Here is a 21379-nt window from a genome sequence, read left to right as displayed (position 1 = left end):
CTGTCTACGCGCCTGCGGGAGGCGACCTGTCAAGGCTACGGTACCGGGCCTGTCCAGGTCAAACTCTCGGCGCGCGGGCCGCGCGCCGAGAGGAAGGTCACTGCTGCGCGGGCGGCGGCCCCGCGGCGCGGCGACCACTGCGCCGCCGGGGCGAGCGCGTGACCGCGACCACCGGCTCGGCGGACTGTTCGGCCACCGTCGTCACCGGCTCATGCTCCACGACCTCGTCCACCGACTCGACGGCCGTCGTCGGTGCGGCCGCACGGCGTACTGCGCGACGACGTCGACGCGTCACCACCGCCACCGGCGGCTCCGGTGTCTGCGTCATCGTCTCGACGACGACCTCCGCCGCGACTTCGCTCACTGCACCGTCTGTGGCAGCGACCTCGGCCACGGCCACCTCAGCGATTTCGACCTCGGCATTCTCGACCTCGGGCGCCTTCGCATCGGGCACCGAGGTATCGGCGGCCGGCTCGGCCGCCGCGTCGTGCTCGTCGTGGTCGTCCGGATGAGCCATGGCGCGGAACAGCGGATGCTCGGCGGCCGGCTTGTGCGGTGCGGGCTTGGCCGGCGCCGCCTCCTGCTGAGGCTGCTGGTCTCCCCCGCGCCGACGCGAGCGGCGCGACTTGCGTGAACCTCCGTCGCCGCCGTTGCGGCTTCCGTCGTCAGCCGGGCGTACCTCAACCGGATTGGCGTGCACGATCACCCCGCGACCGGAGCACGCGGTACAGGTGGTCGAGAACGCCTCGAGGAGACCGGTGCCGAGTCGCTTGCGGGTCATCTGCACCAGTCCCAGCGAGGTGACCTCGGAGACCTGGTGCCGCGTCCGGTCCCTGGCCAGGGCCTCGGTGAGCCGTCGCAGAACGAGGTCGCGGTTCGATTCGAGAACCATGTCGATGAAGTCGACGATGATCATGCCGCCGATGTCGCGCAAGCGCATCTGCCGCACGATCTCCTCGGCGGCTTCGAGATTGTTGCGCGTGACGGTCTCCTCGAGGTTGCCGCCCGAGCCGGTGAACTTGCCGGTGTTCACGTCGACCACCGTCATCGCCTCGGTGTGCTCGATGATCAGCGTGCCGCCGGACGGCAGCCACACCTTGCGGTCGAGCGCCTTGGCCAGCTGCTCGTCGATGCGGTGCACGGTGAACGAGTCGGGCGCGTCGGCATGCGCCTTGGTGAAGCGTTCGAGCCGCTCGGCGAGGTCGGGAGCGACGTCGTTGACGTACCCCGATACCTGCGACCATGCGCGTTCGCCCTCGACGACCAGCTTGCGGAAGTCCTCGTTGAACAGGTCACGGACCACTCGAACCAGCAGATCCGGCTCTTCGTACAGCGCCTTCGGAGTGCCCGGTGCCTTCGACCGGTGCTCGTCGGCCGCCGCCTCGATGCTCTTCCACTGTGCTTCGAGGCGCTCGATGTCCGCGCCGAGTTCCTCGGCGCTGACGCCCTCGGACGCGGTCCGGATGATGACGCCGGCCTCGTCCGGGACGAGCTTGGCCAGGATCTGCTTGAGACGCTTGCGCTCGGTGTCGGGGAGCTTGCGGCTGATACCCGTCGACGTCCCTCCCGGCACGTACACCAGGTACCGGCCGGCGAGGGAGATCTGCGTCGTCAGCCGTGCGCCCTTGTGCCCGATCGGGTCCTTGCTGACCTGGACCAGAACGTGGTCGCCCGGCTTGAGAGCCTGTTCGATCTTGCGCGAACCGCCGTCGAGGCCGGCGGCCTCCCAGTTGACCTCGCCGGCGTAGAGGACGCCGTTGCGTCCGCGGCCGATGTCGACGAAGGCGGCTTCCATGCCCGGAAGCACGTTCTGCACGCGCCCCAGGTAGATGTTGCCGACCATCGACTGCGAGGTCTCGGTGGTGACGAAGTGCTCCACCAGCACGCCGTCCTCCAGGACGGCGATCTGCGTGTAGTCCTCCACCGGCGCCGCATGCTGATCGTGGCCGTCGCCCGCACCGGAGGCGGCGCGCTCACGCACCACCATCACGCGCTCCACCGATTCCCGGCGCGCCAGGAACTCCGACTCGGTCAGGATCGGCGGACGACGCCGCCCGGCGTCACGACCGTCTCGCCTGCGCTGCCGCTTCGCCTCCAGCCGCGTGGAACCCGAGATGCCCTGCACCTCGTCACGCACCTTCTTGGCGCGCGGCTCACGCTCGTGGACCACGGTGTTGGGCGGATCGTCCGCCGAGACCGTCTCATCCGAGTCGGACCCGCCACGGCGGCGGCGCCGGCGGCGACGCCGCTTGCTCGACGGGACCGCTGCCTCGGAGTCCGCCTCGGTCTCTTCGTCCGACTCCGATCCGGTCGCATCGGCCTGTGTCTGGTCCGCATCGGCCGTGTCGTCGTCCGGCCCGTTCTTCTCGGGACCGCTCGTCTCGGCGGTGTTCTGGTCCGACTCCACGCCGTCCTGAGCGTCGTCCGACTCACTGTCGGATCCCTCGGGGCCCTGATCGCCGCGTCCGCGACCGCGCCCGCGACGCCCGCGCCTGCGCCTGCGGGACCGGCTCTCGCTCTCGCCGGACGTCTGTTCGTCATCCTCCCCGCCGGCTGCCGGAACCTCCGACTCGGGCTCGACGGGCGCTGTGGCGGTCTCCGGAGCGGCCGGCGTCTCGTCACCGGTGCCTGCCTCGTCGACCTCGGACTTCTTGGGCTTCTTCGCCGACGCCTTCTTCTTGCCCGGCTTCTTGTCGGCCTGCTTCTCGGACCCATCCGATTCCGGGATGTCCGTGGTCTCGGCCTTCTTGCTCTCGGCCTTCTTGCCCTCGGCCTTCTTACCGTCAGCTTTCTTGCCGTCTGACTTCTTGCTGTCGGCTTTCTTGCCGTCCGACTTCTTGCCGCCGGCCTTCTTGGCTTCGGTGTTCTTGGCTTCGGCCGTCTTCTCACCGGCCGGAGCGGTCTCATCGGCGTCCGCCGCCAGGAACAGCGGCGCGGTCGCCTCGGCCTTCGCCGTCGACACCGGCTGCGGCGTCTCGACCGCCGAGAACAGCGACGGCGCCCCCGGCTCTCCGGCCTCATCTGCCGCATCCTCGACGGCACCACTGATACGGAGCTCGACGGCTTCGGCGTCGGCTCGAGAGATCGACGACTGCGCGGTGCGCGCCGTCACCCCCATCTCCTGCAGGTGCGCGAGCACCTGCTTGCTGGTCAGTCCGAGCGTGCGGGCGAGCGCATGCACGCGGAGTCGAAGGGGGAATTTTTCCGCTGGCTGATCTGCCGAAGTGGCATCAGCCGACGACCCGTTATCTGTCACGTGGTCTCCTCAAGACCCCCGGGCGCGTCGCACAGATGAACTCGCCAACGCGGCCACGCGAGGGCCTTTCCAATGTGTGCCGGCCTCTACGGCCGGGTGTTATGTGGTCTTCGCGTCGTCAAGACGCCTTGCGTGACGCAGGCCTGGGACCGAAGCCGGACCCCAGGCTGGGGTCGGACGGAACCGGGTACTCAAAACGGCTGTGCGTCGATCGTCGGTGCCAAAGCGTGACTCCGACGACTAGGCAAGTATCCCACATCACGGGCCGTAACCCGCACACGAGTGACGAAAAGGCTCCCGCGCGCCGTGTCGGCGTCGTCGAATCAGGAGTTCAGAGAGGGGAACCAGAGAGCGATCTCACGCGCCGCGGATTCGGGCGAATCCGATCCGTGCACGATGTTGAACTGCGTTTCCAGCGCGAAGTCACCCCGGATGGTGCCCGGCGTGGCCTTCTCGACGGGATCGGTGCCGCCGGCGAGCTGGCGGAATGCGGAGATGGCCCGCGGACCTTCGACGACGGCCGCGACGACCGGACCCGAGGTGATGAACTCGAGCAGCGAGCCGTAGAACGGCCGCTCGGCGTGCTCGGCGTAGTGCTCGCTCGCGACCTCGACGGTCACGTCACGCAGTTCCAGGGCAGCCAGGCGCAGTCCCTTGCGCTCGATGCGGGCGATCACTTCGCCGACCAGTCCGCGCTGGACGCCGTCGGGCTTGATGAGGACGAGAGTCTGTTCAGTCACGCAGGACACTGTAGCGATGCACGACACCGCCCGCACCGTCCCACCCCCGCGGGCGGGTTCACCGTGCCTGACTCACCGCGCCCGAGTCACTTCGGGCAGTACTGCTTCTCGACGGCGAAGAACCCGTAGTTGAACACCCCGCCCGCCTGGCCGGGACCGTCGACGATGATCTGCAGGCACGCGCCCGGCGTGTCGACGGCCGCATCGAGCTCCTGCTTGAGCGTCTTGGCCATCTGCCGGTTGGCGCTGGAGTACGCGGGCGGCGCGGGCAGGTTGGCGATCACCTGGTCGACGCCGCGGTCGGCGAGCCACAGGGTCGAGGACCGCGTCGCGAGATAGCCGAGCGCCCCCTCGCGCACCGGCATCGGAATGCTCGCTTCCGGTGTCTGCGACGGCTGCGACGGCTGCGACGGCTGCGACGGCTGCGACGAAGGCTCCGCGCTCGCGATCGGCGCCGCCAGCACCGTCGCCGCAGCGACGGCCCCGACTACGATCCCCACCCGGCCTGCGCGACTCGTCACCCTGTCGGTCCTCCCCATCCACTGCCTCCATCGATTCGATTGCTGCCGTGTCGTACGACACAGTGGTGAGTGAGTGTAACCGACGGTCGCAGAAATCGACGATTCCGCGGGAGCCGAGCGCGTCCGGGCCGATCAGATCGGGTGCTGGCCCGGCAGCCGCCCCTGCTCGATCCGCTTCTCGACGTCGCGCTTGATGTACGCGATGTAGATCCACACGATCAGGAAGATGACGCCGACGATCGCGATGGACCAGTGGAAGAATCCTCCCGCGATCACGAACACCTGCATCACCAGGTTGACCTCCAGCGCGCGGGGCCTGCCCTGACGGCCGGACAACAGCAGCAGGATCAGCGTCACGATGCCGAGGTAGAGTCCGGACGCCCAGGTGACGCCGCCGGCCAGCTTCGCCACCACCGGGAACGCGAGCGCGACCACGATCACCTCGAGGATCAACGTCCCCGCCATGACCCCTCGGAAGCCCTTCCACGGGTCGGCGGCGGGCGGGGTGAACTGCGCGGCGTTCTCCGGAATCGATTTCTCGGTCATGACGGCTCCTTGCCGAAGAGTGTACGGCCCGCGCCCGCGGTGACGACGGATCCGGTGATGATCACACCGGCTCCGGAGACCGCTCCCCCCTCGCCCTCCTCGGCGAGCGAGACGGCGGCCTCGACCGCGTCCGGAAGGAACGGTTCCACCACCACGCGTTCGGCTCCGAACACGTCGTTCGCGATGTCGGCGAGCGCGTCGGTGTCGAGCGCTCGGGGCGAGCCGTTGTTGGTCAGGACGACGACGTCGAGCACCGGCTCGAGTTCGGTGAGCACACCGCGCGCGTCCTTGTCGCCGAGGACGCCGATCACCCCGACGAGCCTGCGGAAGTCGAACTCCGAGACCAGCGCTCGGGCGAGCGCGCGGGCGCCGTGCGGATTGTGCGCGGCGTCGACGAAGACGCTCGGGGCGCTGCGCACCCGCTCGAGACGGCCGGGACTGGCGACATCGGCGAAACCGGCTCGCACCGAGTCGACGTCGAGCCTGCGGTCGGCGCCCGCACCGAAGAAGGCCTCGACCGCGGCGAGTGCGAGTGCCGCGTTCTGCGCCTGATGCGCACCGTGCAGGGGCAGGAAGATCTCGTCGTAGACGCCGCCGAGACCGCGGATCGTGAGCAGTTGTCCGCCGACGGCGGTGGTGGCCTCGAGGACGGTGAACTCCGAGTCCTGCCGGGCGACGATGGTGCCTGCCTCCACCGAGGCCCGCAGCAGCACATCGGTCACCTCGGGCTGCTGAGGTGCGATCACCGTGACCGGATCCATCGGGATCACCGCGTCCGACGGCCCCGGCTTGATGATCCCGGCCTTCTCGCCCGCGATGGCGGCCAGGGTATCGCCCAGATAGTCGGCGTGGTCCATTGCGATCGGGGTGATCACCGCGACCTGCGAGTCGATCACATTGGTGGCGTCCCAGCGCCCGCCCATACCGGTCTCGACGACGGCCACCTCGATCGGGGCCTCCGCGAAGGCCGCGTACGCGATGGCGGTCAGCACCTCGAACTTGCTCATCCGAGGTCCGCCGCCGGCCGTCGACGAGTCGTCGACCATCGTCACGTACGGCTCGATGTCGCGATAGGTGTCGATGTAGGTGCGCGCCGGTATCGGCGCGCCGTCGATGGCGATCCGTTCGGTCACCGACTGCAGATGCGGGCTGGTGATCCGGCCCGTACGCCGATGGAAGGCGCGGAGCAGCGAATCGATCATCCGGGTCACCGAGGTCTTGCCGTTGGTTCCCGCCACGTGGATCGAGGGGTACGCGTGCTGCGGGTTGCCCAGCAGTTCCATCAGCGCGTTGATCCGGGTCAGAGACGGCTCGATCCGGGTCTCGGGCCAACGCGTGTCGAGTTCGGCTTCGAGCGCGTGGAGTTCGGCGAGATCGTCGGCGGAATCGCGTGAGCGCGTCACCGGCCGGCCAGCCCCTCGAGTTTGGCCTTCAGCCGCGCCACCTCGGCCTCGGCGAGATCCCGGCGCGTCTTGATCTTCTCGACGACCGCGTCGGGCGCCTTCGACAGGAACTGCTCGTTGCCGAGTTTGGCGGACGTGCCCGCGAGCTCCTTCTCCGCGGCGGCCAGATCCTTGGCGGCGCGCTTGCGCTCGGCTTCGACGTCGACCGTCCCGGAGGTGTCGATCGCGACGGTCGCGGTGCCGGTGGAGAGGCGGACCTCCACGGTCGCGGTGGCCGCGAAGCCGTCGCCCGCGCCCTCGAGCCGGGCCAGCGAATCGAGTTGCGGGCGCAGTTCGGCCAGCCCCGCGGCGTCGAGTCCGTCGACGGTCGCGGCGACCCGCTGCCCCGGCTTGAGACCCTGGTCGCTGCGGAACCGACGGACCTCCGTGATCAGCTTCTGCAGGTCCTCCACGCGGCGGGCGGCGTCGACGTCGGCGGGCGCGCCCGACGGCGTCGGCCACTGCGCCACGACCACCGACTCCGACCCGGTGAGCGTCTTCCACAGCACCTCGGTCACGAACGGCATCACCGGATGCAGCGCCCGCAGCAACTTGTCGAGAACGGTGCCCAGGACCAGCGCGGTCCGCTCGGCCCGCTCACCGCCCTCGGCCACCTGGACCTTCGACAGCTCGAGGTACCAGTCGCAGACCTCGTCCCACGCGAAGTGGTAGAGCGCCTCGCACGCCTTCGAGAACTCGTAGCTCTCGAAGCCCTCGTCGACCTCCGCGAGCACCTCGTCGAGCCGGGACAGGATCCAGCGGTCGGCGACCGTCAGCTGTTCGCCGGCGGGGAGTTCGCCCACGCGCGCACCGTTCATCAGGGCGAACTTGGTGGCGTTGAACAGTTTGGTGGCGAAGTTGCGCGAGCTCTGCGCGTGGGACTCGCCCACCGAGATGTCGCTGCCCGGATTGGCGCCGCGTGCGAGCGTGAAGCGCAGTGCGTCGGCGCCGAATCGGTCGACCCAGTCGAGCGGGTCGATGCCGTTGCCCTTCGACTTGCTCATCTTGCGCCCGTGCTCGTCACGGACCAGACCGTGCAGGAAGACGTCGTGGAACGGCACCCGTGCGTCTCGGCCGGAGAACCCGCTCGCGTCGAGCTTGCCGACGTAGGTGCCGAACATCATCATCCGGGCCACCCAGAAGAACAGGATGTCGTAACCGGTCACCAGCACCGAGGTGGGATAGAACTTGTCCAGCTCGGCGGTCTTGTCCGGCCATCCCATGGTGGAGAAGGGCCACAGTCCCGACGAGAACCAGGTGTCGAGGACGTCCGGGTCCTGCTCCCAGCCCTCGGGCACGGTGTCGTCCGGACCGAAGCACTCCACCTCGCCGTTCGGGCCGTACCAGATCGGGATCCGATGCCCCCACCACAGCTGCCGGGAGATGGTCCAGTCGTGCATGTCGTCGACCCATGCGAACCAGCGCGGTTCCTGGCTCGCCGGATGGATCACCGTCTCCGAATCGCGGACGGCGTCGCCCGCGGCCTTGGCGAGGGCTTCGACGCTGACCCACCACTGCATCGACAGCCGCGGCTCGATCGGCTCGCCCGCGCGCTCGGAGTGCCCGACGCTGTGCAGGTACGGCCGCACCTCCTTGACGATGCGCCCCTGTTCGGCCAGGGCCTCGCGAACCGCGACCCTGGCCTCGAAGCGGTCGAGTCCGTCGAACCGCGTCCCGGTCCCCTCGATCCTGGCGGTCTCGTCCATGATCGTGATCATCGGGAGATGGTGCCGCTGCCCGATGGCGAAGTCGTTCGGGTCGTGGGCCGGCGTGATCTTGACCGCGCCGGATCCGAACTCCGGGTCGACGTAGTCGTCGGCGATGACCGGGATCTTCCGATCCAGGAACGGGTGATCGAGCTCGACGCCGATCAGATCGCGGTAGCGCTCGTCGTCGGGATGGACCGCGATGGCGGTGTCGCCGAGCATCGTCTCCATGCGGGTGGTCGCGACGACGATGTGCGGCTCGGCGTCGTCGAGCGATCCGTACCGGAACGAGACGAGCTCTCCCTCGACGTCCTCGTACTTGACCTCGATGTCGGAGATGGCGGTCTGCTGGGCGGGCGACCAGTTCACGAGGCGCTCGGCCCGGTAGATCAGCCCGTCGTCGTACATCCGCTTGAAGATCGTCTGGACCGCGCGGGAGAGCCCCTCGTCCATGGTGAAGCGGTCGCGGCTCCAGTCGACGCCGTCGCCGAGCCTGCGCATCTGGCCGGCGATGGTGCCGCCGGACTCGGCCTTCCACTGCCACACGCGCTCGATGAAGGCTTCACGGCCGAGTTCCTCGCGGCTGGTGCCCTCCGCCGCGAGCTGCTTCTCGACGATCGTCTGCGTCGCGATTCCCGCGTGATCCATGCCCGGCAGCCACAGCACCTCGTAGCCCTGCATGCGCTTGCGGCGCGTCAGCGTGTCCATCAGGGTGTGATCGAGAGCGTGGCCCATGTGGAGCGAGCCGGTCACGTTCGGCGGCGGCAGGACGATCGAGTAGCCCGGCTTGGCACTCGAGGCGTCGGCCGTGAAGTACCCGGCGTCCACCCAGCCCTGGTAGAGGTCTGCCTCTACCGCACTCGGGTCCCAGCTCTTCGGCAGGGCTTCGGCGGTGGTCTCTGGGTCACGGGATTGCGCACTGGTCACCTGGGTGATTCTAGAGAACACCGCGCACCGCCGTCGCCGCCATGTCGCCGTAAGCGGCCTGGCTCACTCCCCGAGCCCCGGTCCCGGTGTCAGCCGAGGTCGTCGAGTCGCGCCGCGAGCGCTGCGAGCGCGGGCACCGCGACCCTGATCGCCGCGCGCTGGTCGCCGTCCAGCCCGGCCAGCGCCTCCGAGATCCGCCGCTCGTTCGCCCGCGTCCACTCGTCCAGCCGGGTGCGCCCGACCTCGGTGAGCCGTACCTGGACAGCGCGGCGGTCGTCAGGGACCGGTTCTCGGACGATCAGCCCGTTCTTCACCATCTGATTCACCAGAGTGCTGACCGTGTTGGTCGCCATCCGGTGTTTGCGGGCCAGCTCGCCGATCCGCAGTCCCGGCTCCCGCGCGAGGCGCTGCAGGAACTCGACCTGCGCCATCGGCAGCGACTCCCACGCGAAGTCCTCGCGCACGCTCGACCGCAGCGACCGGCGCAGCTGCGTGATCACAGCGGTCAACTCCCATGCGCCGTCGTCTTCTGTGACCCGGTCCACACCGGGCTCGGTTTCAGTCATGTTAATCTACTTCTGTCTGCTACAGAACTATTTACGTCGACGCTGTTCATGTCGACACGCCTCCGCGCCGGTACCCCGGCACCGGCCACGACGATTGAGATCAATGAGCAATACCCTCCCGCAACGCCGACCCGCCGCCGTCTACTCCGTCGGTGAGGAGCCGGACGTCCGCTTCTCCCTCGCGAACGAACGCACGGCACTGGCCTGGGTCCGCACCGCTCTCGCCCTGATCGCCGGCGGTATCACGCTGACGACCGTCGCCGGCCTGACCTCGTCTCCGATGGTCGTCCACCTGCTGTCTCTGGTGGCATGCGTCGCCGGCGGCGCGCTCGCTATCGTCGCACTGCTCTCGTGGCGGCGCAACGAGCGGGCCCTGCGACTCGGCCTGCCCTTGCCGCCTCCGCTGCCGCTGCCCTGGCTCGTCATGGGCATCGCGGTCGTCGCCGCTGGGCTCGTCGGCTTCGGCGTCGTGTCGATTCTGCGTCTCTCGTGAGCATCGACCCGGGCCTCCAACCGCAGCGCACCGCATTGGCCTGGCAGCGGACCGGCCTCTCCGTCCTGCTCGCCTGCGCGGCCGCCGGCTTCGCCGCCCTGCGTCACGGATTCCCGGCGGCGGCCCTCTGCACGTTCGTCGCCGGTGTCGTCCTGTGCCACGTCGCCGTCCGGCACTTTCCGAAGGGCCTGACCGTGTCGCCGGGACCGGTTCGGTCTGGCCGACGATGGTCGCGACCGTTGGCGTGGTGGTCGTCATCGCGCTAGCGGGTACCGCACTCGCCATAGCCGATATGGTCTTCGGCTGACCGGCCCTCACGATGCGCGCGAACTGCGCAATCGATGCAGGTCCTCGGGTGCGTCGACGTTGGTGAGCCAGTCCGGGTCCGAGACCCCGATGCGGCGTGTGACGAGCGCATCGAGGGCCGCACCCATCCGGAGCTCGCCCTTCTCCACGAGGTCGGCGAGTTGCTGCGCGGAGCGAGTGCGGTAGACGCCGGCCATCGGGTGATCGCGCCCGCCCTCGTGCGCGACGACGACGTCGGTCGATTCGGTCAGCCCGTCCAGGAGCTCGTCGATCAGCCCGGTGTCCACGAGCGGCATGTCGGTGGCGCAGACGAAGGCCGCCTCGGCACCGGCGTCCGCCGCCGCCTGCAACGCCGCCACCAGTCCACCGAGGGGGCCGCTGCCCGCCTTCTCCGTGGTGACCCAGTCGAGGTCCGTCTCGTCGCTCAGCTCGAGGTACGCCTGCGATGTCCGCGGCGCCGCGACCAGCACCGGTTCGCACCGGGCGCTGATCGCCCATGCGATCCGGCTGAGCATCGGCGCGCCGTCCCACTCCATCGCCGCCTTGTCCTGCCCCATGCGGCGGGAACGCCCGCCCGCGAGGATGATTCCGGCCAGTCTGTCTTCGCCCGTGCGCGTCATCTGCCCAGTGTCCCAAAGACTCCGCGGAACCGGGTCCGTCTTGGTTCAAACGGTCGGCCGCGGGCTGCATCGCACGGGAGCCGGGCCGCGCACGACGACGGCCGGCGTCCCCGTCTCGACGGGAACACCGGCCGTGTCGTGATTCTCGGTCAGGCCGACTTCTCGCGCGGCCCCTCGTCTTCGCTGCGCGGCACGATGGTCGGCAGCACGTTGTCGCGCACCGTCTCCCCCGTGACGACCACCTTGGCCACATCGTCGCGGCTCGGAATGTCGTACATCACCGGCAGCAGTACCTCTTCCATGATGGCCCGCAGACCACGCGCTCCGGTTCCCCGGTGGATCGCCTGGTCGGCCACTGCTTCGAGCGCGTCCTGACTGAACTCGAGTTCGACGTTGTCCATCTCGAACAGGCGCACGTACTGCTTGACGAGCGCGTTCTTGGGCTCCGACAGAATCGAGACCAGCGCCTCCTTGTCGAGGTTCGCGACCGATGCGACCACCGGCAGGCGCCCGATGAACTCGGGGATCAGACCGAACTTGATCAGATCCTCGGGCATCACCTCGGCGAAGTGGTCGGTCGTGTCGACCTTGTCCTTACTCGGGACGTCGTTGCCGAAGCCGATGCTGCGCTTGCCGATCCGCTCGTCGACCACCTTCTCGAGGCCGGCGAACGCACCCGCGACGATGAAGAGCACATTGGTCGTGTCGATCTGGATGAACTCCTGATGGGGATGCTTGCGGCCGCCCTGCGGCGGCACGCTGGCCTGCGTTCCCTCCAGGATCTTCAGCAGCGCCTGCTGCACGCCCTCGCCCGACACGTCGCGGGTGATCGACGGGTTCTCGCTCTTGCGGGCGATCTTGTCGACCTCGTCGATGTAGATGATGCCGGTCTCGGCCCGCTTGACGTCGTAGTCGGCGGCCTGGATCAGCTTCAGGAGGATGTTCTCGACGTCCTCGCCCACGTAGCCGGCCTCGGTCAGTGCGGTGGCGTCCGCGATCGCGAACGGGACGTTGAGCATCTTCGCGAGGGTCTGCGCCAGGTACGTCTTGCCGCAGCCCGTGGGGCCGAGCATGAGGATGTTCGACTTCGCCAGTTCCACGGGCTCCACCGCGGACGAGCGCTTGTCGCCGGACTTCTTCTCACCCGCCTGGATGCGCTTGTAGTGGTTGTAGACGGCCACCGCGAGGGTGCGCTTGGCCGAATCCTGGCCCACCACATAGTTGTCCAGGAAGTCCCGGATCTCCGCGGGCTTGGGCAACTCGTCGAGCTTCACATCGCTGGTCTCGGCGAGTTCCTCCTCGATGATCTCGTTGCAGAGGTCGATGCACTCGTCACAGATGTACACCCCCGGACCTGCGATGAGCTTCTTGACCTGTTTCTGGCTCTTGCCGCAGAAAGAGCACTTCAGGAGGTCACCACCGTCTCCCATTCGCGCCACTACGCCCCACCTACTTCCCTATCTGCGGACAACCTCGACGGTACCCGCGCACGATGCCTTCGACGAGCCGAAATGCGGCAGTCGCTGAGATTCGACGTTCGCTCAGCTCCGCGCCGACTTCTTGCGGTAGTCGAACACCTCGTCGACGATTCCGTACTCCTTGGCCTGGTCGGCCGTGAGGATGTTGTCGCGGTCGGTGTCCTTGCGGATCTTCTCCGGGTCCTGGCCGGTGTGCGAGGCGAGGATCTCGTCCAGCCGCCTGCGGATGCGCTCGATCTCCGCCGCCTGGATCTCCAGATCCGACACCTGGCCCTGGTAGGCACCGCCGGTGCGCGGCTGATGGATCAGCACCGTCGCGTTCGGCAGCGCCGCACGCTTGCCCGGCGTGCCGCCGGCCAGCAGGATCGCCGCGGCCGAGGCCGCCTCGCCGAGGCAGACGGTCATCACGTCGCAGTGCACGTACTGCATGGTGTCGTAGATGGCGAGCATGTCGGGCACGCTGCCGCCGGGCGAGTTGATGTACATGGTGATGTCGCGGTCGGGGTCCTGGCTCTCCAGGACCAGCAGCTGGGCCATCACGTCGTTGGCGACCGTCTGATCGATGGGCGTTCCCACGAAGACGATCCGCTCTTCGAACAGCTTGGCGTACGGGTCGTACTGGCGCTGGCCGTTGGGGGTGTTCTCGATGAACGACGGCAGGATGTACCGAGCCTCGATGCTCTTGAGCGCCAGGGCCGCATCCGGGATGCCCGCGCGGACGTCGGCGGGAAGCAGGTTAGTCATGTTCTCTCCGTAACCGGTGAAGTGAGGTGAACGTGGGTGGCGACGGGATCAGGCGACCGCGCCCGCGCTGGTCACGACGTGGTCGACGAAGCCGTAGGCCTTGGCCTCCTCGGCGGTGAACCAGTTGTCGCGGTCGGCGTCCGCCTCGATCTTCTCCAGCGGCTGGCCGGTGAACTCGGCGTTGAGCCGGTTCATCTCACGCTTGGTGGCGGCGAACTGCTCGGCCTGGATGGCGATGTCCGCGGCCGTGCCACCGATGCCCGCCGACGGCTGGTGCATCATGATCCGCGCGTGCGGCAGCGCGTGACGCTTGCCCTTGGCGCCGGCGGCCAGGAGGAACTGTCCCATCGAGGCGGCCATGCCCATCGCGTACGTGGCGACATCGCACGACGCGAGCTGCATCGTGTCGAAGATGGCCATCCCCGCGGTCACGCTGCCGCCCGGCGAGTTGATGTAGAGGTTGATGTCCTTGGTCGGATCCTCGGCCGCGAGCAGCAGGATCTGCGCGCAGAGGCGGTTCGCGATGTCGTCGTCGACCTGGGTGCCCAGGAAGATGATGCGCTCGCGAAGCAGACGCTCGAAGACCGAGTCGGTCAGGTTCAGGCCGACTGCGCCCGAGCTCATCGAGGGCGTGTACAGATTGCTCACTGAGATGTCCCATCTGTCTAACGGTGCGGATCTCCCCGGAAGGTCTCGTCGACCGAGTCCATCGGACGCATCGCGCCCGTCCTTCGGAGAAGCTGTCACCGAGATTAATCAATTCCACCCCCGGGGTTGTTCCTCCGACACCCCTTATTCGCTTACAGCGGAACGGTTCGGCGGATGTTCGATCCCCGGTCGAAGGCCCTCTGACAGCGCGACAGCCGGGACGATCACTCGTCCCGGCTGTCGCCGTGGTGTCGGAGGCCGGCGGTCAGGCGTCCTCGGCCTCGTCGGTCTCGTCGGTCTCGGCCTCATCGCTCTCAGTGTCGTCCGCCGATCCGAAGAAGGCCTTGGTGTCGATGGTCTCGCCGTTGGTGTCGGTGACCTTGACCTCGCCGATGACCTCGGCGAGCGCCTTGTTGCGGCGCACGTCGGCGTACAGCGCGCCGATCTGGTTGGCGTTCTGCAGCTGCTGGATGAACTCCTGCGGCGCGATGCCGTAGCGCTGCGACTGCATCAGGATCTGCTGGGTCAGCTCGTCCTGAGCGACCTCCACCTCCGTCGCGTCGGCGATGGCGTCGAGCAGCAGCTGAGTGCGCACCGACTTCTCCGCGTCGGCCTTGCTCTCGGCGTCCCACTCCTCGCGGGTCTTGCCCTGCGCTTCGAGGAAGCGGTCGACCTGTGCGTCGTCGTGTCCGAGGGCGTGGACCAGCTGGTGCTGAACGGCCTCGACCTCGTCGGCGACGACGGACTCGGGCAGCGGGAAGTCGACGGTGTCGAGCAGCTGCTCCAGGACGGCGTCACGGATGGCGCCCGCCTGCTCGTACTTCTTCGAGTCGGCGACCCGATCGCGAACGCTGTCGCGCAGTTCGTCGACGGTGTCGAACTCCGAGGCCATCTGAGCGAACTCATCGTCCAGCTCCGGCAGTTCACGGACCTTCACCGAGTTCACCTTGGCCGTGATCTCGGCGTCCTCGCCGGCATGGTCACCGGCGACCAGCTTGGAGGTGAAGGTGGCCGAGTCGCCGGCCTTGACGCCCTCGAGCGCCTCGTCCAGGCCCTCGATCAGGGTGTCGCTGCCGACCTCGTGCGAGAGCCCCTCGGTGGAGGCGTCTTCGACGGTCTCACCGCCGACGGTCGCCGACAGGTCCAGTGACACGAAGTCGCCGCCGGTGACGCCGCGGTCGACTCCGACGAGGGTGCCGAACCGGCCCCGCAGGTTGTCGAGCTCCTCTTCCACGTCGGCGTCGGCGATCTCGATCGGGTCGACCTCGACGGCGATGGACGAGAACTCCGGCAGTTCGATCTCCGGGCGGACGTCGACCTCGGCGGTGAACTTCACCGGCTCGCCGTAGACGAGCTCGGCCAGATCGATCTCGGGCTGACTGATGGCCTTGATCTCGGCCTCGGTGACGGCCTGCGAGTACTTCGCCGGAACGGCGTCGTTCACGACCTGCTCCAGGATCGCCTGCCGGCCGACACGCGCCTCGATCAGCTTGGCCGGAGCCTTGCCCGGGCGGAAGCCGGGGATGCGGATCTGCTGGGCGAGCGACTTGTACGCGCGGTCGAAGTCACCGGAGAGTTCCTCGAACGGAACCTCGACATTCAGCTTGACTCGGGTCGGGCTCAGCTGCTCGACGGTGCTCTTCACGGTGTTGGTACTCCTTGTCGGTTCGTGCTGGCAGTTCGTACTGTCGGACCGTTCTCCGGCGGTGCCGTCGGGCCTGCGACATCTTCGTCGGGATGACAGGATTTGAACCTGCGACCCTCCGCTCCCAAAGCGGATGCGCTACCAAGCTGCGCCACATCCCGTCGGGCCACGCCGAACACCGGCGGGACCAAAGGAACATAGTACGGGCCGAAGCGCCGCCACGACGAACCCGCCTCCCGTTTTGTGAATCGGCGCGAGGCTCGGTAGAGTTCTGCAAGCGCGCAGCGCGGCCGGGACTCCCGGCACGTCAGCCGCACGCGGGTGTAGCTCAATGGTAGAGCCCTAGTCTTCCAAACTAGCTACGCGGGTTCGATTCCCGTCACCCGCTCCAGACGACGCTTCAGGGCCGGTCTCCGACACAGGAGGCCGGCACTGAAGCGTCGTGAGCGTCTCGTCCCGTCCGAACGGTCAGAGCCCGCCGTCGCGGAGACGCCGGGAGTAGTCCTGAGCGCCGTGGCGCACCGCGGCGTGGACGGCCCGCGCGAGCGCCCCGCCCCAGTGCGACCGCGGCCCCGCGAAGGGCTCGGGTTCTCCGCCGTGATCGCAGACCACCACGACGGCGTCCGATGCGGTTCCGGTCGCCGGGTACCCGGCCTCGAGCAACGCCTGGGTCTTGGCTTCCGTCACGGTGATGACGGCGTTCACCAATGCCGCGTCGGTGAGGGCCACCGGAACGTCGACGGTGATGTTGACGGTCCCCGGCACAACGGTCCCGGGCACCGGCCGGTCGGACCGAAGCAACGGCGCCAGTTCCGGATCCGCGGCATCGACGGGCGCCGCCGCCCAGGTCGGCACCCTCAGCCCGACGGTCGCCGACGCGGTGACAGCGCCGTCGGCGCATGTCACGGTCCGATCCACCGCCGCCGCGGTCAGCATGCCCACTCCGCGTCCGCGCAGTCCGCTGCCCGCGGCGACCTCCCGGAGATGCGCCACCGGGTCCATCCGCCGATAGTCGCCGGGGACCTGCACGTTGAGCACCCACTCCACCGCTCCGATACCGCCGCCGAGCATGGCCGACGAGACACCGCGACGTCCCGGCCCGACGCGCCAGAGACTGGTGACGAGCGGAGCCTCGTCGCCGAACGCCCGAAGGAACTGCAGGTCGATGCTCATATCGCCGTTCACGCTAGCCGAGAACGACGGGCCGCTCACGGCCTGCCGACACCCAGCCCGCGGAGCACGATCCCGGCGAGCAACGCCCAGAAGGCCGAACCGACCCCGACCACCGCGATCCCCGATGCAGCGACCACGAACGTGACCGCGGCCGGCAGCCGATCGTCGACCTGCGACATCGCTGCCGCGCAGGCACTCGCGAAGGCTCCGAGGAGTGCGACGCCGGCGACCGCCTGAACGACCCCGTCGGGCGCCGCGAGCACCACCGCCACGAGCCCGGTCGACGTGAGTCCGAGGACGAGGTACGTGACGCCGGCGCTCAGTCCGGCGACCCACCGTCGTTCCCGATCGGGATCGGCGTCGGGCGCCGCGGCGAGGGCCGCGCTGATCGCGGCGAGGTTGATCGCGTGTCCACCGAACGGCGCGGCCAGCATCGATCCCACGCCGGTGACCGTCATCGCCGGACGCCAGGGCACGTCGTAGCCGAAGCCGGCCATCACCGCGACGCCCGGTATGTTCTGCGCGGCCATTGTCACCAGATACAGCGGCACCGCCGCCCCGATCGACGCGCCGACGGTCCACGACGGCGAGGTCACACTCAACTGCGGAACGAAGTCCGCCAGTCCCGGACCGCCGCCGTCACGCGCGAGTGCTATTCCGATCACCACGAGCGCGGCCCCGAACGCCCCGGGCACCGCCCACCGCGGTCGCACCTTCAGCAGCACCAGCCACACCGCCAGCACGGGTCCGACCGCCGCCGGGTTCGTCGCCAGCCCGCGGAGGGGTTCCACGCACAGCGGCAGCAGCACGCCCGCCAGCATCGCCTGCGCGATCGACACCGGAATCCGCCGCACCAGCTTCGCGAGTCCGGGCCACCAGCCGGTGACGACGAGAAGCACACCGCACGACAGAAATGCCCCGACGGCTGCCGACCACCCGCCGGCGACCGCCCCGGTGGTCGCCAGCAGCGCCGCCCCCGGCGTCGACCACGCCGAGGTGACCGGTATCCGGAACCGCCACGACAGCAGGACCGTCGCGGCACCCATCGCCACCGACACCGCGAACAGACCGGACGCGGCCTGCGCGGCATCGGCCCCGACGGCCCGCAACCCGGCCAGGACCACCGCGAAAGACGAGGTAAAGCCGACGAGCGCGCAGACCACCCCTGCTCCGACGGGTACCGCGATCGATACCCGCTCGCGCCCGCGCACCTCGGCGTTCCGAGTGGTCTCAGTCATGGGACTACCGTTCCATAAACCGAACGTTCTGTAAACCGAACGGTCCTGAGGGTGTTCCCGCCGTACCATCGGCAGACGTGAACGACCTCGGAATCGCCGACCGGCTGCGCGAGCTTCGGCTCGCGCGCGGGTTCAGCCTGTCGGAGCTGGCGCGCCGTGCGGACATCGGCAAGGCCACGCTGTCGGAGATCGAGAGCGGCCGCCGCAATCCCAACATCGAAACCCTCTACGCCCTGTGCGAGCCGCTCGACGTCCCCCTCACCGGCATGCTGGGCGAGACTCCCGGCGCACACGGCACCGCGGCCGGCGGCATGGTGACGGTGCTGTTGTCGACGCGACATCTCGACGGCGCGACCATCGAGGTGTTCCGCCTCGAGTTCCCCGCAGGGGCGCGCCATGTGTCGCCGTCGCACGGCGAAGGGGTGCGCGAACAGCTGTCGGTGGTCTCGGGGACGCTGATCGTCGGCGTCGCCGACCGTCCCGCGACGGTGCACGCAGGAGAATGCCACGCGTGGACCAGCGACCGGGAACACGTATTCGCCGCGCCGGACGGTTCGGCCGAGGCGGTCGTCGTGATCACCACCCACTCCACCACCTGTGACCGATGACACCCCACTGAGCTGCCGATTCGCCCGATTCACAGGTGAAGTTCACCCGGAATGTGTTGGCGCGGGTACAACGGTTGTGTAACGATACTCTTCGAGCGCCCACGGGGGTGGCGCTAGTTCACGACCACGAAATGAAGGTAGAGACCACGTGTTTTCCACCAAGTCTTCGAGCCGCCGGGTGAGCCGGACCGCTCGAGTCGTTGCTGTGGCAGCCGGTGCGGCTGCGCTGGCGATGGGGGCGCCCGCAGTGGCCGAGGCAGCGCCGGTCACCGTCGTTCCCGGCCTTCCGCCGGTCCAGGTCCCCGATCTGCCGACCGTGCCCGGGCTGCCGCAGGCGCCCGCGCCGAAGCCGAAGCCCAAGCCTCAGCCGCAGACCACGACGCCGGAGAAGCCGGCCGTGCCTGCCGAGCCGAACGTCAAGAGCCCGACCGGCTGGGTCGCGCTCGCAGTCGACGGCGACCACCAGATCTACTGGTGGAAGAACCACGAGTTCGTCAAGCAGATGCCGATCTCGATGGGCACCGACAAGCACCCGACTCCCAATGGCGTGTACCACACCAAGGAGAAGTACCGGGACATGTACATGGACAGCTCCACGTATGGCGTGCCGGTCGACTCGCCCGAGGGCTACCGCACCTACGTCGAGTACGCCACGCGCATGTCGTGGGACGGTATCTTCATCCACGCCGCTCCCTGGTCGGTCGCTCAGCAGGGCGTCTCGAACGCCAGCCACGGCTGCATCAACGTGAGCACCGAGAACGGCAAGTGGGTGTACGACAACATCGGTCAGGGCACCCCGATCGTCGTCCGCGGCACCGTCGGCGGTCAGTACACCGGCGACTAGTCGGCGTGCACTGACGAATACTGTCAGAGACACATCAGAAGCCGGGCCTCCCCGATCAGAGCGGGGAGGCCCGGCTTCGTGTGCGCGTCACCCGGCGCGGCTGAGCTCTCCCATGGTCGCCTGCAACTGCAGCCAGTGGGCCAGCGTCTCGCATCCGGTGGTGTCGGGCGCCGTCATCGGGGCGCGACGGTACGGTTCGCTCGCGTACGAGACGTGACGTCCCCCCAGCGGATTGCGCACCCGCCAGCGGCCGAGTTCGACGGTCGGCGGCAGGTATCCGCGGATCTCGCGGGCCGCGGTGCGCAGCCGCACCACATCTCGGCGCCACTGAGCCGGCGAGAAGCGGGTGGCATCCGCGTTCTGCATGCGCCGGCTCATCACCCGAGCCGTCGCGTCGACCACCCATTGTCGCAGCGCGGTCAGCGACAACGAGTCGGTGAGGTCGGCGATGTCCCGGATCAACGAATCGTCACTGGCATTGCAGATCATGTCCGACGGCGCTCCCACCCAGTACGCGGGGAGATCGTCGGGCAGATCCGCGCCGGGGCCGGCGACACCCCAGCCGTTGCAGCCGTCGATCACGCCGGGCGGCTGATTCGGATCCGCGACGAAACCGACCGCCGCGATCGCGCCCGCGAAGCGCAGACTCGCCGGGTGGGCGAGCAACGTCCTGATCACCGCGGCTCCCTGCGAGTAGCCGATCAGCATCACGGGCCGCTCCGCCGCAGCGATGGCCCGCGCCAGGTTGGTCACGCCGGCCGACACGCTCTCGACGTAGCTGACGCCGTCGTGCGCGGGTGCCGGACCATAGCTGGCCGGGTAGCCCACCCAGCGGGATTCGAAGCGGGCGTCGAGGCGGTCGGTGACCGCCCGCAGGAGTCCGGTGACCTCGGTCCGCGTGTCGCCGTCGAACGACTCCCCCGTGCCACCCACGACCAGAACCGTGAATTTCAGTGTCGCACCCATGTCTTCGAGCATGCGCCATGAGTCTTTGAGTCGCATCCGGTGGAGGATGAGGAAACGCTGAGGACTTCGACCGGCTCACCCGAGGTGGGTACTCACCGCTGACAGTTCGGGCACCAGAAGAGGTTCCGGCCCTCCATCTGCTCGGATGCGACGGTGGTACCGCACAACCGGCACGGCTCCCCCGCCCTGCGGTACACGTAGGTCCGCGGGCGGTCGGGCGCATACGCGGGGGCGCCGTGATCGTCGGACGGCCGTACCACGTGGATGTGGCCGCGCCGCACCCCGATCGGCATCAGATGGAGGAGATCGGCCCACATCTCGTCGAACTCGTCGCGGCTCACCGCGACACCTGGGCGATGCGGGTCGACACCGGCGCGGAACAGGACCTCGGCGCGGTAGATGTTGCCGATGCCCGCGATCACCCGCTGGTCCATGAGCAGCGAACCGATGGCCCGACGCGACCGGGATACGGCGCGCCACGCGATCTCCGGATCGGCGTCCGGGCGCAGCGGGTCCGGTCCCAGCCGGGCGACGAGGGCGTCGAGATCGTCAGGCGTGTACAGCTCACACGCATTGGGCCCGCGCAGGTCGATTCCGAGGACGTCGCCGATCAGCCGCATCCGGACCTGTCCCGTCGGCTCCGGCATCGGCAGCGCTTCTTCGCGGAAGGTGCCGTAGATGCCGAGGTGGATATGGACGATCCGGCGGGTGGCTGCGGTGCCGCGGCGACCGTCGTCGTAGCGGTGGATCAGATGTTTGCCCCACGCCTCGGCGCGGCGGAAGACCATGCCGTCCAGAAGGGCCGCTTCGTGAGCGAAGCGGCCCTGGGGACTGGAGACGGATAGTCGCTGCCCGCCGAGGAGTCGTTGCTGCCGCCGGGCCAGCCGGTGCAGCGCATGCCCTTCGGGCACC

General features: G+C 68.7%; 20 protein-coding genes and 2 tRNA genes. 5 read left to right on the top strand and 17 right to left on the bottom strand.

Annotated elements, in window-relative coordinates:
• Positions 1-97 precede the first annotated feature (97 nt).
• The 7 genes from Y710_RS12820 to Y710_RS12790 form a co-directional block, all read right to left on the bottom strand.
• Complete coding sequence (locus tag Y710_RS12820; protein ID WP_062367613.1) at positions 98-3256, bottom strand: translation initiation factor IF-2 N-terminal domain-containing protein; 3159 nt, start codon at positions 3254-3256, stop codon at positions 98-100.
• Positions 3257-3579: 323 nt separating this feature from the next.
• Positions 3580-3996, bottom strand: coding sequence for a nucleoside-diphosphate kinase (ndk, locus tag Y710_RS12815; protein ID WP_039867500.1), 417 nt, complete (start codon positions 3994-3996; stop codon positions 3580-3582).
• A gap of 86 nt (positions 3997-4082) precedes the next feature.
• On the bottom strand, positions 4083-4517 hold the full coding sequence (locus Y710_RS12810; protein WP_231875739.1) for a hypothetical protein: 435 nt from the start codon (positions 4515-4517) through the stop codon (positions 4083-4085).
• Positions 4518-4649: 132 nt separating this feature from the next.
• Positions 4650-5063: a DUF4233 domain-containing protein gene (locus Y710_RS12805; RefSeq protein WP_006896645.1), complete on the bottom strand. Its 414-nt coding sequence runs from the start codon at positions 5061-5063 to the stop codon at positions 4650-4652.
• Entirely contained in the window at positions 5060-6466 is a 1407-nt protein-coding gene (locus Y710_RS12800; protein ID WP_006896644.1) for a bifunctional tetrahydrofolate synthase/dihydrofolate synthase, read from the bottom strand. Before Y710_RS12800 ends, Y710_RS12805 begins: the two co-directional genes overlap by 4 nt.
• Positions 6463-9138 (bottom strand): valine--tRNA ligase, encoded by a 2676-nt coding sequence (locus Y710_RS12795; protein ID WP_045537006.1) that lies wholly within the window; start codon positions 9136-9138, stop codon positions 6463-6465. Before Y710_RS12795 ends, Y710_RS12800 begins: the two co-directional genes overlap by 4 nt.
• Positions 9139-9227: 89 nt before the next feature.
• A complete protein-coding gene (locus Y710_RS12790; RefSeq protein WP_006896642.1) occupies positions 9228-9704 on the bottom strand; it encodes a MarR family winged helix-turn-helix transcriptional regulator in 477 nt (158 codons plus the stop codon).
• Positions 9705-9807: 103 nt separating this feature from the next.
• Between Y710_RS12790 and Y710_RS12785 the strand changes: the two genes are divergently transcribed.
• Both Y710_RS12785 and Y710_RS12780 read left to right on the top strand, forming a co-directional pair.
• Entirely contained in the window at positions 9808-10197 is a 390-nt protein-coding gene (locus tag Y710_RS12785; protein WP_039867498.1) for a YidH family protein, read from the top strand.
• A complete protein-coding gene (locus Y710_RS12780; protein WP_231875738.1) occupies positions 10194-10463 on the top strand; it encodes a DUF202 domain-containing protein in 270 nt (89 codons plus the stop codon). Before Y710_RS12785 ends, Y710_RS12780 begins: the two co-directional genes overlap by 4 nt.
• A gap of 48 nt (positions 10464-10511) precedes the next feature.
• On the opposite strand, the gene Y710_RS12775 is transcribed toward Y710_RS12780, so the two are convergent.
• The 6 genes from Y710_RS12775 to Y710_RS12750 form a co-directional block, all read right to left on the bottom strand.
• Entirely contained in the window at positions 10512-11123 is a 612-nt protein-coding gene (locus Y710_RS12775; RefSeq protein WP_006896639.1) for a molybdenum cofactor guanylyltransferase, read from the bottom strand.
• 149 nt (positions 11124-11272) lie between these two features.
• Positions 11273-12562 carry an ATP-dependent Clp protease ATP-binding subunit ClpX gene (gene clpX / locus Y710_RS12770; RefSeq protein ID WP_006896638.1) on the bottom strand — a complete coding sequence of 430 codons (1290 nt, stop codon included), beginning with the start codon at positions 12560-12562 and terminating at the stop codon, positions 11273-11275.
• A 102-nt stretch (positions 12563-12664) separates the two neighbouring features.
• A complete protein-coding gene (locus tag Y710_RS12765) occupies positions 12665-13345 on the bottom strand; it encodes an ATP-dependent Clp protease proteolytic subunit (protein ID WP_006896637.1) in 681 nt (226 codons plus the stop codon).
• 48 nt (positions 13346-13393) lie between these two features.
• Positions 13394-13999 (bottom strand): ATP-dependent Clp protease proteolytic subunit, encoded by a 606-nt coding sequence (locus Y710_RS12760; protein ID WP_269430961.1) that lies wholly within the window; start codon positions 13997-13999, stop codon positions 13394-13396.
• A 259-nt stretch (positions 14000-14258) separates the two neighbouring features.
• A complete protein-coding gene (gene tig, locus Y710_RS12755) occupies positions 14259-15638 on the bottom strand; it encodes a trigger factor (RefSeq protein ID WP_062367611.1) in 1380 nt (459 codons plus the stop codon).
• 87 nt (positions 15639-15725) lie between these two features.
• Positions 15726-15799: transfer RNA gene (locus tag Y710_RS12750), tRNA-Pro, on the bottom strand.
• 156 nt (positions 15800-15955) lie between these two features.
• On the opposite strand from Y710_RS12750, the gene Y710_RS12745 reads away from it, so the two are divergent.
• Positions 15956-16029: transfer RNA gene (locus Y710_RS12745), tRNA-Gly, on the top strand.
• Positions 16030-16106: 77 nt separating this feature from the next.
• Here Y710_RS12745 and Y710_RS12740 read toward each other — a convergent pair.
• Positions 16107-16811: an adenosylcobinamide amidohydrolase gene (locus tag Y710_RS12740; protein ID WP_045537002.1), complete on the bottom strand. Its 705-nt coding sequence runs from the start codon at positions 16809-16811 to the stop codon at positions 16107-16109.
• Positions 16812-16846: 35 nt separating this feature from the next.
• Entirely contained in the window at positions 16847-18049 is a 1203-nt protein-coding gene (locus Y710_RS12735) for a benzoate/H(+) symporter BenE family transporter (protein ID WP_062367610.1), read from the bottom strand.
• Between the two features lie 77 nt (positions 18050-18126).
• On the opposite strand from Y710_RS12735, the gene Y710_RS12730 reads away from it, so the two are divergent.
• Together Y710_RS12730 and Y710_RS12725 are read left to right on the top strand one after the other, a co-directional pair.
• A complete protein-coding gene (locus tag Y710_RS12730) occupies positions 18127-18657 on the top strand; it encodes a helix-turn-helix domain-containing protein (protein WP_045536998.1) in 531 nt (176 codons plus the stop codon).
• A 232-nt stretch (positions 18658-18889) separates the two neighbouring features.
• Complete coding sequence (locus tag Y710_RS12725; RefSeq protein ID WP_231650010.1) at positions 18890-19501, top strand: L,D-transpeptidase; 612 nt, start codon at positions 18890-18892, stop codon at positions 19499-19501.
• Positions 19502-19588: 87 nt separating this feature from the next.
• On the opposite strand, the gene Y710_RS12720 is transcribed toward Y710_RS12725, so the two are convergent.
• Both Y710_RS12720 and Y710_RS12715 read right to left on the bottom strand, forming a co-directional pair.
• The gene (locus Y710_RS12720) at positions 19589-20503 is read right to left on the bottom strand and encodes a PE-PPE domain-containing protein (RefSeq protein WP_231650009.1); all 915 of its coding nucleotides are present in this window, start codon (positions 20501-20503) and stop codon (positions 19589-19591) included.
• A gap of 56 nt (positions 20504-20559) precedes the next feature.
• On the bottom strand, positions 20560-21378 hold the full coding sequence (locus Y710_RS12715; protein WP_062367609.1) for an Fpg/Nei family DNA glycosylase: 819 nt from the start codon (positions 21376-21378) through the stop codon (positions 20560-20562).
• Between the last annotated feature and the right edge of the window lies 1 nt (position 21379).

Origin of the sequence: Gordonia sp. QH-12 (assembly GCF_001578675.1) — a bacterium.
In the GTDB taxonomy this organism is placed as follows: Bacteria; Actinomycetota; Actinomycetes; order Mycobacteriales; family Mycobacteriaceae; genus Gordonia; species Gordonia sihwensis.
This window is presented reverse-complemented; position numbering and strand designations above follow the sequence as displayed.

What these genes read in the sequence shown, in the direction of transcription:
- Y710_RS12805 (WP_006896645.1), bottom strand. Translation starts at nt 5,063, where the DNA reads ATGACCGAGAAATCGATTCCGGAGAACGCCGCGCAGTTCACCCCGCCC.
- Y710_RS12790 (WP_006896642.1), bottom strand. Translation starts at nt 9,704, where the DNA reads ATGACTGAAACCGAGCCCGGTGTGGACCGGGTCACAGAAGACGACGGC.
- Y710_RS12785 (WP_039867498.1), top strand. Translation starts at nt 9,808, where the DNA reads ATGAGCAATACCCTCCCGCAACGCCGACCCGCCGCCGTCTACTCCGTC.
- Y710_RS12775 (WP_006896639.1), bottom strand. Translation starts at nt 11,123, where the DNA reads ATGACGCGCACGGGCGAAGACAGACTGGCCGGAATCATCCTCGCGGGC.
- Y710_RS12765 (WP_006896637.1), bottom strand. Translation starts at nt 13,345, where the DNA reads ATGACTAACCTGCTTCCCGCCGACGTCCGCGCGGGCATCCCGGATGCG.
- Y710_RS12740 (WP_045537002.1), bottom strand. Translation starts at nt 16,811, where the DNA reads ATGAGCATCGACCTGCAGTTCCTTCGGGCGTTCGGCGACGAGGCTCCG.
- Y710_RS12735 (WP_062367610.1), bottom strand. Translation starts at nt 18,049, where the DNA reads ATGACTGAGACCACTCGGAACGCCGAGGTGCGCGGGCGCGAGCGGGTA.
- Y710_RS12725 (WP_231650010.1), top strand. Translation starts at nt 18,890, where the DNA reads ATGGGGGCGCCCGCAGTGGCCGAGGCAGCGCCGGTCACCGTCGTTCCC.
- Y710_RS12720 (WP_231650009.1), bottom strand. Translation starts at nt 20,503, where the DNA reads ATGCGACTCAAAGACTCATGGCGCATGCTCGAAGACATGGGTGCGACA.